This window comes from Rheinheimera sp. NSM (genome assembly GCF_052380015.1).
GTDB lineage: Bacteria > Pseudomonadota > Gammaproteobacteria > Enterobacterales > Alteromonadaceae > Alishewanella.
Genome location: NZ_JBQTCI010000005.1, coordinates 68,729 through 80,828, shown reverse-complemented (window position 1 = coordinate 80,828; position 12,100 = coordinate 68,729). Strand labels below are relative to the sequence as shown.

The following is a 12,100-nucleotide window of genomic DNA, read 5'->3' as shown; positions in this document are numbered from 1 at the left end:
ACCTTAAGCGGCGTCGTGCTCCGACACCGGAGCAGGCAGCTGCATAAACTTAGCGACTAATCGCGCAATTGTATCGCGCATTTTGCGCCGGTCAACAATCATATCAATGGCACCGTGTTCCAGTAAGAATTCGCTGCGCTGGAAACCTTCAGGTAACTTCTCCCGCACGGTTTGTTCAATAACCCGTGGGCCGGCAAACCCGATTAAGGCTTTAGGCTCACCGATATTCACATCACCTAACATGGCCAAACTGGCTGATACGCCGCCCATGGTCGGGTCGGTCAGTACCGAAATATAAGGCAAACCGGCTTCGCTCATTTTTGCCAGAGCAGCGCTGGTTTTGGCCATTTGCATCAGAGAAAACAGCGCTTCCTGCATCCGGGCACCGCCGCTGGCAGAAAAACACACAAAAGGCACTTTGTGCTTTAACGCGTGTTCAACGCCGGCAACAAACTTGGCCCCCACTACAGAGGCCATAGAGCCGCCCATAAACTCGAATTCAAACGACGCCGCCACTATCGGCATACCTTTTAACGTACCGTGCATAACGACCATGGCATCTTTTTCATTGGTGGCTTTTTGCGCCGCCACAATGCGGTCTTTGTAGCGCTTGCTGTCTTTAAATTTCAGTAAATCTTGCGGCTCCAGCTCAGCTGCCAATTCTTTAGTATTACCGGTATCAAGGAAGCCGGTTAACCTGGCACGCGCCGACACCCGCATATGATGATCACACTTGGGGCATACACCTAAATTACGATCTAAATCAGCTTTATATAACACGGCATCGCATGACGTGCATTTGGTCCAGACACCTTCCGGGATATTTCGACGCGCGGAAGAAGAGGATGTTCTGGGCAGGATCTTTTCTAACCAACTCATAAATTTGTCCTATAGCTAACGACTCTGCGACTATGGCCAGGCCGTAAAAACGTTAAAAAACGCCGAAATTCAGTAAACCGGCGCTATTAAAGCACAAAACCTACAGCGCCGAATACAGAAAACTGGTCTTAGTAGTGCCGCCTGCTGCCATGCTTAGCCTGGCAGAAACAATGGCCCGGGCGCAACTTTGGGGATACCGAAATGCGCCGGATAGTCGACATCGACCAGATATAAGCCACCGGGTTTAGCGGTAGCCGCAGCCAGATTGCGATCTTTTGCTGTCAGCAATTCAGCAATCCATTGTGGCGGGCGGTTCTTCATGCCCACTTCCAACAGACTGCCGGTAATATTACGCACCATATGATGCAAAAACGCATTGGCTTTAATATCCAGCACAATAAAGTCGCCACGGCGTTCAATGTTCAGGTGGTGCACATTACGAAACGGCGTATGTGACTGGCACTGCATGGCCCGAAATGAGCTGAAATCCTGCTCGCCCAGCAGGTATGGTGCGGCCTGCTGCATCAGTTCAATATCCAATGCCTGGTGATAATGGCTCAGGCCGGCACGTAAAATAGCGGGGCGGTATTTATGGTTATAGATAATGTAACGATAGCGCCTGGCGGTAGCGCTGAAGCGGGCATGGAAATCATCTGCAACCGGTTGCGCCCAGCGTACAGCAACCGTATCGGGTAAGCGACTGTTAGTGCCCATGACCCAGGCTTTGCTGTCCCGCATGGCACTGGTATCAAAATGCACCACCTGGCCGGTCGCATGCACGCCGGCGTCAGTGCGGCCGGCACAACTGAGCTCTATCGGCTGATTTGCCACCGAAGACAACGCAATCTCCAGCTCCTGCTGCACGCTGTTTACTTCGCGCTGACGTTGCCAACCGTAAAACTCCGAACCGTCGTATTCAATACCCAGTGCTATGCGCATGCCACCCCCAGTTAATAAACGGCGGCGATTATACCGCAAGCACTGTGTTTATGCAGTGCCCGGCGTTAATCTTCCTGTTTCAGTTTCTGCGCTTCGGCTTTAATGTTGGCCGGCACGTCTGATGCCAGTATCTCGTCCAGCAGCAAATCCGCACTTTCGCGGTCATCAATCTCAATATAAGCGCGGACCAAATCCAGCTTGGCGGCATAACCGTTATCTTCAGTGTCCACATCACGTTGCTCATGTTCACCGATAATAGCGGCATAATCATCCAGGCCCACATCGACATTCAGCTTGTCAAAACGCTGGGTGTCCTGCTCCTGCTGTCCGGCATCGGCCAGCAGCTTATCTATTTCAACAAAATCATCTTCAGCGAAATTAAAATCGCTGCCGGAGTCTTGTTGCGCTGCGGTCAAATCGTCCACCAGCAGCGCAGCATCATCCTGCTCTGCCCCGGCATCATCCGATTCTATAACATCCGCCATTGCTTCGAGCTCAGACATTAAAGAATCAAACCGGGCATCCGGCAACGGGTCCAGCTCTATCTCCGGCACCTCATCCTGTGCCGCCGTTGCTGTATCAGTAGCAGCGTCGTCTGCCGGCAACAGCTCAAGATCGCTTAGCAAGTCATCGTCTGTCAGTTCCAGTTGCGGATACTCCGGCAAAATTTTGCTGGGGTTCTCCACCGATAGCGCCGCCTCGCCCGGCCTGACGACAGAATCATCCTCTGTCGCGGTTAAATCCAGCGCCGCCAGAGTGCTGTCTTCAATATCCGTGTCGACGTTTGCCTCATCATCCTGCAATAACATGTCCTGAGCCAGCAATTCGTCCTGTTGCGGAGCATCTTCCTGCAGCTCAGCTTCTTGTTGCTCTGCCTCTGCCTCCTGCGTCAGCTCAGCCGGCTCCACTACCGGGCGGCTGTCTTCCACCTGCTCTAATAATTCTGTCAGTTCAGCACTTAACAGCGCAGCGTCATCATTATCAACGTCCGTTTGCTCTGCATTACCGGCGCCGTCATTTACCAGACTTTCGGCAAATTCATCCAGCTCAGAGCTGTCAAAGCTGTAAGCTTGTGCCGGAGTGTCTTCTTCCACCGCCGCCATAGACTCAGCCAATTGCTGTTCTTGTTGGGTTGAAACCGTTGCGCTCGCTTGCTCCGCCTTGGTAGCAACTTGCGCGTCCTCGTCCGGCAGTACATCCTCTGCGTCAAAATCAATTTCTTCAATCAGCTCGTCGATATCTACTTCATCAAAAGCAGACATATCCTCGTCAGCAATGCTGTCTGCTGCAGTTGGCTGTTCTGCAGTTGGCTGTTCTGCAGTTGGCTGTTCTGCAGTTGGCTGTTCTTCGCTTAGCTCGTTGCCCGTCTCATCGCTTAAATCCCCGTCCGGGGTATCATCCGCCAGCTCAACTACGCCGTCATCGTCATCCTCTGCAGCCAGTAACGCAGACAAATCGGTGTCGGATAAAATATTATCCGCATCAAAGTCGTCTGGTGCGGCTGCAGCATCGGCCAGATCCGGCTCTGACAGAATGTCGTCAGCCAAAGTGTCATCCACCGCCGGCAGTAAGCTGTCATCTTCAAACGACAAGCCATCGTCAAACTGCAACATATCGTCGTCAGCGGCTGCACTGTCGTTAAATTCACTGCCATCGCTAAAGGCATCTTCGAGCAGTGCGTCATCTATTTCAAACAGGCTCTCATCCAGATCATTGCTTTCATCCAACGGTGGCAACGGCGAATGATAGCCGGGATCAACCGCCTTTTCGGTAGTGGCGGCCTGAATAACGTCTTCGGTATGACGGCCGCGCTTCTTCACCCACAGCAAAATACTGAATAAAATCAACAATGCCGGTATGCAAGCTGCCAATACCCACGCCAGCGGATTTTTAAACCATTGCTGCCAGTTACTGCCTTGTTGCTGCTGCAGCTTCAGCGCTTCTTCCTCTGCGCGGGCTTGCAGCAGCTCTGCCTGCTGCTTTAACAGCAACTCAATTTGTTGTTGCAGCTCACTGTCTTCACCCAGTTGCGCTTTAATCAGTTCCAACTCCTGCTGCACGCGGCTCAGGCTGGTTTTTAACTGTAAATTCTCATCGGCGATGCTTTCAATCAGCTGCATAGAATCGGCAAACTGACTGCGCAAACCGTCTAAGTCATCCCGTTGCTGCCGGCCAATACGCTCAAGCTCTGCCTGCCACTGCGGGTCCGGCTTTGGCTTTGGCGTAGCCACTGCGGTAGTTTCCCGGCGCGCGGCGGCAGCTTTTTGCCGCTCAGCCCAAATAACATCATCCTGCTCCGATTTTCGCCTGGCGATGGCCAGATCAACTTGCTGTATTTCCGCTTCGGTGGGCAGCGTAAGTGTTGAACCAGGCCGTAAGCGGTTCAGGTTCCCATCAATAAAGGCGTCGGGGTTTTTCAGATAGATGGCATACATCACCTGATACAGGCTGATATTACCCTCCGGCTTGATGCGCTCCGCTACCCGCCACAGCGTATCAGACGGGCTTAGCGGCCCTATAGTAACAGCCGGTGGCGGCGCATCACTGCCGCGCGGGCCACGAATTTGGGTAGTGCTTTCCTGCGCCAGTACCGGTGACGAAAAATTGACAAGCGCTGCAACGATGAAAACAAATAACAAAGGCATTAATGGTCCCTACCCCAAGTCCGGCGTATTTAGATAAAGAAATCGGCAGCTTCTGCTAAAAGCTTTAGTTGTATTGCAAACAACGTTCCAACTATGACAGGCAAACCGTTAGTGAAAATATAAAGCACAGACGCAGTTCTGACCAGCACTTAAAAAAGCTGTTGATATAGCAGAAGTTCATTGCAGAGGAAGCAAGGGCTTCGTAGTGAAGCCCTGCGATATTATAAACGGACCAATTACAGGTAGTCGCGGATCAGGTGCTCAGCAATTTGAATACTGTTGGTAGCCGCGCCTTTGCGGATATTATCTGCCACTACCCACAGGTTAATACCGTTCTCATGCGATAAGTCCTGGCGGATCCGGCCAACAAACACCTCATCTTTACCGGCGGCACTGCACACCTGAGTGGGGAAATCGGCATTGTTTTCCAGCAATACTACACCCGGCGCGTCAGCCAGCAAGGCTTTTACCTGCTCTACACTGATTGGCATCCGTGTTTCAATATGTACCGCTTCGGCGTGGCCGAAAAACACCGGCACCCGCACTGCAGTAGCGTTAACAGAAATGCTGTCGTCGCCGAAAATTTTCTGCGTCTCCCAATGCATCTTCATTTCTTCTTTGGTGTAGCCGTTGTCCATAAACACATCAATTTGCGGAATAACATTAAACGCAATCTGGCGGGCAAACTGGCCTTCTTTTTCTATCGGCCGGCCGTTCATCAGCTGTGCAGCTTCATGGGCTAAGGCTTCTACTGCATCCTGACCGGCACCGCTGACCGATTGATAGGTCGCCACATTAATCCGGCTGATCCCCACCGCATCGTGAATCGGCTTTAACGCCACCAACATCTGAATAGTGGAGCAGTTCGGGTTAGCAATAATATTGCGGTTGCGATAATCAGCAATAGCATGAGCATTCACTTCCGGCACCACCAGCGGAATATCCGGCTCGTAGCGGTAATGGGAGGTATTGTCGATCACCACACAGCCGGCATCAGCGGCTTTAGGCGCATAAATAGCCGATACACTGCCACCGGCAGAGAACAGGCCAATTTGCGCTTGTGACCAATCAAAGGTTTCTGCATCAATAACCTTAATTTTCTTACCTTTAAATGTCACGGTACCGCCGGCAGAACGGCTGCTGGCCAGAGGAAACAGCTGAGCGACCGGGAAATCACGCTGTTCCAGAATTTCAATTAAATGTTGTCCTACCAAACCTGTTGCACCCAAAACGGCAACATTGTATTGCGAAGCCATGACAGTTCCTCTTGTTATTGTGCGAGGCTAAAACCTAATTGCGGCAAAAAGTCCGGTATGACCTTGCCACACAGTTGTAACGAGCTGAATTCGCGCCGCGGCGGGTATGACTTGCGAAGCCAGTCAAAGCCCTTACTGTGCAAATAATGCCGCAGTATGGCATCGTCACGCCGCACATCATATAACAGTCTTGCTAAGTTTTGGACATCCGGAAGCCCAAAATTTGCACTAATTTGCAGTTTTTCCATCGCTGGTACCGGTAATAACTGCTGTAGCTGTTGTTGCAGTGGCTGTTGCAGCAAGGCGGCGCAACGCTGATACAGCATTTCAGTACCACGGGCTTTGCCCTCAATACTGTGGCCGGCAATGTGGGCGGTGGCAATATCCACGTAAGGCAGTAGTGCAGTAAGAATGTCGGGCTCATTTTCCCATACATCTAACACCACGGCACGGCGCTTAGCCGCGCCGGTCAGATCCTGCAGCAAAGCCCGGTTATCTATCACCGCACCACGGGAGGCATTAATCAGTGCGCAATCCGGCTTTAACAGCGCTAAGCTTTGCGCGTTCAGTAAGTGTTTGCTGGCGTCGCTGCCACTACTAATCAGCGGGGTATGAAAGCTGATAATATCGGCTTGTTGGCAAAGCGCGGTAAAATCGGTGTGGTTAAAGTCGGCTTCGTTGCGTGCACGCACCGGGTCACACAGTAACACACGGATATTCAGCGCCTGCAACGCCCTGGCCAGCCGGCTGCCGATATTACCCACGCCGACTATACCCACGGTTTTATCCGCTAACTGCCACTGATATTTATTCGCTAAGCACCACAAACTGCTTAGCACATACTCCACCACCGACTGCGCATTGCAGCCGGGTGCACTGGAAAAGGCTATATTACGCGTTGCCAGATAAGTTTGGTCAATATGGTCCATGCCGATAGTGGCAGTACCGACAAAACGCAGCTTAGTGTTGTGCTGCAACAATTGCGCATTAACATTGCTGACCGAGCGCACTAATAAGATGTCGGCATCCTGCAGTTGCGCCGCACTGACATTGCGGCCATCAAACAAGTTAACTTCACCAAATTGACTAAAGAATTGTTGCACCAACGGCATGTTTTCATCGGCAAAAATGCGCATTACCCGGTCCTGCTAACGCCTGAAAAGATAGTCGGCAGTGTAACAAATAGCACAAAGCCAGCCTATTGAATTTGGCTGGCTTTGTTAGTTTGACACCATATTGCGTTAAGGTAGCGCCACTTCAAAGGTATAAGTGACGGACTCGCGCACCTTGTCTGCCAGCTTTGATGCAGTCTCTGCAGCGTAGGATGCTTCCACTAAATAGCGCCCGGCGGTTTGTGGCGTAAAATTAAAACGGCCATCGGCACCGGTTTCAAACTCAACCCGGCCGGCATCGTTGCGGTACAGCTCGCCTTCATACGACAACACGCCTTTTACGCCGGCCTGCGGTTTACCATCCAGGTTAAACACTAACTCCAGGCGTTCTTCGGCGACCACATCGGCCGGATGCACATTACTGCTGATCTCAAGCCCGGCACCCTGCAGTTTTACTACGCTATCGGTTGGGCTGTTTACCGTAATATAAGCAAAATTGCGGCTGCGCATCTGTGTGGTTTCTACCTTGGTGGCGCCTGCAGGCAGTTGCGCCGTGCGCTCCTGCTTATTGGCCATCAGCCGTTTGCGCTCACCGTTTAGCTCATAACTGGTAAAAAAGCGCAGCGGATTAGCCATTTCCAACTTATAAGTACCATCTCCGGCCAGTTGTACATCTGCCATCGATTTACGCTTGCCCTGATGCACCGAGGTCACATCTTGTACTTTGCCATCCGGCAAATACAGTTTCAGGCTGGTTAAACCAATGCCTTTATCCGGGACAAAGGTCATATTGGCGGCAGAGGCATCAACGCTAACCCAACTGTCCTGCTTCGACAATACGTAATGGCTTGGCACCAGCCATAAGGTGTGGGCACTGATACTGCTGCTGATCAATAAACCAGTTAGTATAACTGCGGCTGTTTTTATCATAGTGAAGCGTCCTTTTTAAACTTTGAATGCGGCGTAACCGCGCTTAACGAATAGTGGCTTTAACAGCGCCTAATTCACCCTCTGCCGCTATTTCAATAACGGCGCCTTGTGCTGGCAGGTTAAATTCATGCTTAACCAGACTGCGCCCGCCTTGTTCACGTGCAGCCTCAACAAAAAGTGTGTAGCTGCCTGCACTTAGCGCTGCACCGCTGTCATCCTTAGCGTCCCAATGCAGCGTATAGCTGCCGGGTTTTTGCGTGGCACCGCTGACGGCATCAACCAGGGCGGTATTACTGCGGCCGATTTTGCGCCAAAAGCGGCGTAGATCTTTTAACCAGTCCGGCTTTTCTACCCACAGCGCAATCAGCTTTACCGGTTGTTGTTGTGCATTTTCCACCCATACCGCCACATAAGGCCGGTGATACTGGCTGGTTTCTATGGCCGGCAATTCCAGTTTAATGTCACTTTGTGCTGCGGTTGCCTTACTGTGCCAGCACAGTGCAGTGGCACAAACAACTAACAACGCCCCGGTTAACTTCATAGTGGTTCCTCTGTTAACGCGCCTTCACCGGCGCTAATGCAACGACAAGATATAAGCAAACAAGCTGATAAAAATACCCAGCATGGCCAGACTGTTGCCCATGCTGCGCCTTGATGGCTGCTTTAAAATCAACCAAAACCCGGTTAGCGCAAAAATAATGCAGGCCACCGCCGTTACATCAATCAGCACTATCCAGCTGGTGCCGGCGTTACGGCCTTTATGTAAATCATTCAGCAGCGCCAGGTAACCGTTAAACTCCAACTCAAGCTCTGCGGTGTTAGCGGAAAAATCGACAATGGCGGTGGCATAACCGGCCGGGCGCTTAAAATCCAGCTCCAGCACCATCTCATCCGGTTCAAACATATAGCTGAACACTGACGCCTTAACCTGATGCTCAGTGCTTAGCCAGTCACGGAACTGTGCAGCAATTTGTGCCTGCTGTGGCTCAGATTCGGGCAAGCTGCTGTAGCGCAGTGGTTCAGGTAAGCTCAGCACCTGCTGTAAGCTAAGCTGTCCGGCTTTGCTGTAGAGCCAATCCGGATGGTTCAGCGTAATACCGGTAATGGCAAAAAACAGCAGCAATACCAGCACCAGCATCGAGCTGTAACTGTGGATCACACGCATTAGTTTATTTAGCGCAGGCCCGCGCCGGAACTCAGTCATTACCGCTCAACCCAGAAAAAACCTGATCGGCATAATACTGATAACAATTCGCATTTGCAACTAAACCTGCCATTCAACTATAAAAAAAGGCGCCATCAGGCGCCTTATTCAACTTACAGTTAAAGCATTAATAACGGGCAAGAAACTCGGCGCGGGTACGGCCGTCGTCTTTAAATATGCCACCCAAAGCCGTGGTTTGGGTTTTGGAGTTTACGTCCATTACACCGCGCGATTTTACGCAGTAATGCACCGCTTCCATCGTCACCGCAACATTGTCGGTTTGCAACAAGGTTTGCATGGCAACCAAAACCTGTTGTGTTAACCGTTCCTGTACCTGCGGCCGCTGAGCAAAAAAGCGCACTATGCGGTTAATTTTAGATAAACCTATAATGCGTTTTTCCGGGATATAAGCCACAGTGGCGTAACCGTCAATAGTGACAAAATGGTGCTCGCAGGTGCTGGTAAAGCTGATGTCTTTTACTTTTACCATTTCCTGCACCTGCATTTTATTGTCAATCAGTGCAATTTTGGGGAAATTGGTGTAGTTCAGGCCGCCAAAAATTTCGTCGACATACATTTTTGCAATGCGGTGCGGCGTTTCACTTAAACTGTCATCGCTCAAGTCCAGCCCCAAAGTGCTGACCACTTCGCTCATCAGGCTGCTTATCTTGTTGTACTTCTGGTCGCGCGACAAACCGTTGTCCAGCATCGGCGTTTCCAGCCCACGCGCTTCCAACGCACTGCGTACCAATATTGCTTCTTCTGATAACATAACTAATTCCAAACCGGCTGTGATAACCCTAGTACGTGCCGCCTTAGCCGCTAGTTTACGGATAAAGTCAGTTTTTTGCCATTTTTATGACGTTGCTGCTGCACTATATACCTTTGCAGCATGCTACGCCCGGCCAACAAGGCTTACTGCACTAAAGACAGGGCTTCTAACAATTCGCGTGGTTCCACTTCCGGACCATTCAAACTTTCGTCCCAGTTCAGGCCAATTAACACACCGTCGTCATACATCTCTTTTAACCAACCGTCGCAAAATACGTCCAGAGCAATGGCTTCCGGCTTATATACCGCCCACTCTTCTGAACAATGCGCCTTGGCCGCAGCTTCGTCAGACCAGAACGGCATAACGTCAGTTTCTTCAAACTCGACCGACTCTACTACCAGTAAGTCTTCGCCTTCGGCTAATACATAAACTACGCCATTGGTTTTGGCTTCTTCAACGAAACGTTGAAAATTCGGATCTTGGGCAAATTGACTCATATTTACTTTCCACCACAGGTAAAGGAATTGGTTGCTATTAGACCAGAAAGCACGGCGTAAAAGCGAGTTTTATCTTGTTTACCGGGTGCCTTGCTTTCCCTGGCAGCGAAAAATAACGTACAATCTGCGGCATTGTTTCACTTAAGGATAAGCTCCCGATTATGGCTCAATATATCTATTCTATGCTTCGCGTCTCTAAGGTGGTTCCGCCTAAGCGCACTATTTTAAAAGACATTTCGTTATCCTTTTTCCCGGGCGCTAAAATCGGCGTGTTGGGTTTAAACGGTTCAGGTAAATCTACCCTGCTGCGTATTATGGCCGGTGTCGATACCGAGTTTGAAGGCGAAGCCAAACCCTTGGCCGGCACCAAAATTGGTTATTTGCCGCAAGAGCCGCAATTAGACCCGGCTAAAACGGTACGGGAAATTGTCGAAGAAGCGCTCAGCGATGTAAAAAACGCCCTGACGCGCTTAGATGAGGTGTACGCTGCCTATGCCGACGAAAACGCCGACTTTGATGCCTTAGCTCGTGAACAAGGCGAACTGGAAGCGTTAATTCAAGCCAAAGAAGGCCATAACCTGGATAACACCCTGGAGCGTGCTGCCGATGCACTGCGCCTGCCGCCATGGGATGCCAAAATTGAACACCTCTCCGGTGGTGAGCGCCGCCGTGTCGCCATTTGCCGCTTATTGCTGGAACGGCCGGACATGCTGTTACTGGACGAACCAACCAACCACCTGGACGCCGAATCTGTCGCCTGGTTAGAGCGCTTCCTGCACGATTACCCTGGTACCGTGGTCGCCATTACCCACGACCGTTATTTCCTTGATAACGTTGCCGGCTGGATTTTAGAGCTGGACCGTGGTTACGGTATTCCGTGGGAAGGCAATTACTCTTCCTGGCTGGAGCAAAAAGATGCCCGTCTGCAACAGGAAGAAAAAGCCGAGAACGCGCGTCAACGCTCTATTAAACAAGAATTGGAGTGGGTGCGCACTAACCCCAAAGGCCGTCATGCCAAGAGCAAAGCGCGGATGGCGCGGTTTGAAGAGCTGCAAAGTCAGGAATTTCAAAAGCGTAACGAAACCAACGAGCTGTTTATTCCGCCAGGACCACGCCTGGGTGACAAAGTGCTGGAGGTTAATCACCTGCGTAAGTCCTTTGGCGACCGCTTGCTGATTGATGATCTAAGCTTCAGCATTCCCAAAGGTGCCATCGTCGGTATTATCGGCCCGAACGGCGCCGGTAAATCCACGCTGTTTAAAATGATCAGTGGCGCAGAGCAAGCTGACTCGGGTGATATCAGCGTTGGTGACACCGTACAGTTGGCCAGTGTGGATCAGTTCCGCGACAGCATGAACCCGAAAAACACGGTTTGGCAGGAAATCTCCAACGGTCAGGATATGCTGCAAATCGGTAACTTCCAGATCCCAAGCCGCGCTTATGTTGGCCGCTTTAACTTTAAAGGCAATGATCAGCAAAAGTTTATCGGCGAGTTATCCGGTGGTGAACGTAACCGCGTACATTTAGCCGCCCTACTCAAAGCCGGCGGCAATATGTTACTGCTGGATGAGCCCACCAATGATCTGGACGTAGAAACGCTGCGGGCACTGGAAAATGCCCTGCTTGATTTTCCGGGCTGTGCCATGGTGATCTCGCATGACCGCTGGTTCCTTGACCGTATCGCCACCCACATTCTGGATTACCGTGACGAGGGTAAGGTAAATTTCTTTGAGGGTAACTACTCAGATTATGAAGCCTGGTTAAAAGCTACCTATGGGGCTGAGGCTTTAGAGCCGCACCGGATCAAATACAAAAAAATCTGATGTGAAGTACTGCCAAACGCCCGTTATTACGGGCGTTTTTTTC

The 12,100-nt window shown here is 51.0% G+C and carries 11 protein-coding genes; 1 reads left to right on the top strand and 10 read right to left on the bottom strand.

The features are described from left to right. Nucleotides 1-3: 3 nt before the first annotated feature. From accD to ACTZWV_RS14735, 10 genes are all read right to left on the bottom strand, one after another. The gene (accD, locus tag ACTZWV_RS14780) at nt 4-879 is read right to left on the bottom strand and encodes an acetyl-CoA carboxylase, carboxyltransferase subunit beta (protein ID WP_305551620.1); all 876 of its coding nucleotides are present in this window, start codon (nt 877-879) and stop codon (nt 4-6) included. 153 nt (nt 880-1,032) lie between these two features. Continuing rightward, nucleotides 1,033-1,818: a tRNA pseudouridine(38-40) synthase TruA gene (gene truA, locus ACTZWV_RS14775; protein ID WP_444787286.1), complete on the bottom strand. Its 786-nt coding sequence runs from the start codon at nt 1,816-1,818 to the stop codon at nt 1,033-1,035. A 65-nt stretch (nt 1,819-1,883) separates the two neighbouring features. After that, nucleotides 1,884-4,463, bottom strand: a complete 2,580-nt coding sequence (locus tag ACTZWV_RS14770; protein ID WP_444787285.1) for a FimV/HubP family polar landmark protein — start codon at nt 4,461-4,463, stop codon at nt 1,884-1,886. Between the two features lie 236 nt (nt 4,464-4,699). Then, nucleotides 4,700-5,719, bottom strand: coding sequence for an aspartate-semialdehyde dehydrogenase (locus ACTZWV_RS14765; protein ID WP_444787284.1), 1,020 nt, complete (start codon nt 5,717-5,719; stop codon nt 4,700-4,702). Between the two features lie 14 nt (nt 5,720-5,733). Then, nucleotides 5,734-6,855: a 4-phosphoerythronate dehydrogenase gene (locus tag ACTZWV_RS14760; protein WP_444787283.1), complete on the bottom strand. Its 1,122-nt coding sequence runs from the start codon at nt 6,853-6,855 to the stop codon at nt 5,734-5,736. A gap of 105 nt (nt 6,856-6,960) precedes the next feature. After that, nucleotides 6,961-7,761 (bottom strand): DUF4198 domain-containing protein, encoded by an 801-nt coding sequence (locus ACTZWV_RS14755; protein WP_444787282.1) that lies wholly within the window; start codon nt 7,759-7,761, stop codon nt 6,961-6,963. 43 nt (nt 7,762-7,804) lie between these two features. Beyond that, a complete protein-coding gene (locus tag ACTZWV_RS14750; protein WP_444787281.1) occupies nt 7,805-8,302 on the bottom strand; it encodes a DUF2271 domain-containing protein in 498 nt (165 codons plus the stop codon). 33 nt (nt 8,303-8,335) lie between these two features. Then, nucleotides 8,336-8,965 (bottom strand): PepSY-associated TM helix domain-containing protein, encoded by a 630-nt coding sequence (locus tag ACTZWV_RS14745; RefSeq protein WP_444787280.1) that lies wholly within the window; start codon nt 8,963-8,965, stop codon nt 8,336-8,338. Between the two features lie 127 nt (nt 8,966-9,092). After that, nucleotides 9,093-9,737 (bottom strand): GTP cyclohydrolase I FolE, encoded by a 645-nt coding sequence (folE, locus tag ACTZWV_RS14740; RefSeq protein WP_444787279.1) that lies wholly within the window; start codon nt 9,735-9,737, stop codon nt 9,093-9,095. Between the two features lie 143 nt (nt 9,738-9,880). Further along, nucleotides 9,881-10,234 (bottom strand): DUF2750 domain-containing protein, encoded by a 354-nt coding sequence (locus ACTZWV_RS14735; protein ID WP_305551629.1) that lies wholly within the window; start codon nt 10,232-10,234, stop codon nt 9,881-9,883. A gap of 161 nt (nt 10,235-10,395) precedes the next feature. Between ACTZWV_RS14735 and ettA the strand changes: the two genes are divergently transcribed. Continuing rightward, complete coding sequence (gene ettA, locus ACTZWV_RS14730) at nt 10,396-12,057, top strand: energy-dependent translational throttle protein EttA (protein ID WP_444787278.1); 1,662 nt, start codon at nt 10,396-10,398, stop codon at nt 12,055-12,057. Nucleotides 12,058-12,100: the final 43 nt, after the last annotated feature.

Bases quoted from the DNA above. Each gene is read 5' to 3' on its own strand.
- accD (WP_305551620.1), bottom strand. From the start codon at position 879: ATGAGTTGGTTAGAAAAGATCCTGCCCAGAACATCCTCTTCTTCCGCG.
- truA (WP_444787286.1), bottom strand. From the start codon at position 1,818: ATGCGCATAGCACTGGGTATTGAATACGACGGTTCGGAGTTTTACGGT.
- ACTZWV_RS14770 (WP_444787285.1), bottom strand. From the start codon at position 4,463: ATGCCTTTGTTATTTGTTTTCATCGTTGCAGCGCTTGTCAATTTTTCG.
- ACTZWV_RS14765 (WP_444787284.1), bottom strand. From the start codon at position 5,719: ATGGCTTCGCAATACAATGTTGCCGTTTTGGGTGCAACAGGTTTGGTA.
- ACTZWV_RS14760 (WP_444787283.1), bottom strand. From the start codon at position 6,855: ATGCGCATTTTTGCCGATGAAAACATGCCGTTGGTGCAACAATTCTTT.
- ACTZWV_RS14755 (WP_444787282.1), bottom strand. From the start codon at position 7,761: ATGATAAAAACAGCCGCAGTTATACTAACTGGTTTATTGATCAGCAGC.
- ACTZWV_RS14750 (WP_444787281.1), bottom strand. From the start codon at position 8,302: ATGAAGTTAACCGGGGCGTTGTTAGTTGTTTGTGCCACTGCACTGTGC.
- ACTZWV_RS14745 (WP_444787280.1), bottom strand. From the start codon at position 8,965: ATGACTGAGTTCCGGCGCGGGCCTGCGCTAAATAAACTAATGCGTGTG.
- folE (WP_444787279.1), bottom strand. From the start codon at position 9,737: ATGTTATCAGAAGAAGCAATATTGGTACGCAGTGCGTTGGAAGCGCGT.
- ACTZWV_RS14735 (WP_305551629.1), bottom strand. From the start codon at position 10,234: ATGAGTCAATTTGCCCAAGATCCGAATTTTCAACGTTTCGTTGAAGAA.
- ettA (WP_444787278.1), top strand. From the start codon at position 10,396: ATGGCTCAATATATCTATTCTATGCTTCGCGTCTCTAAGGTGGTTCCG.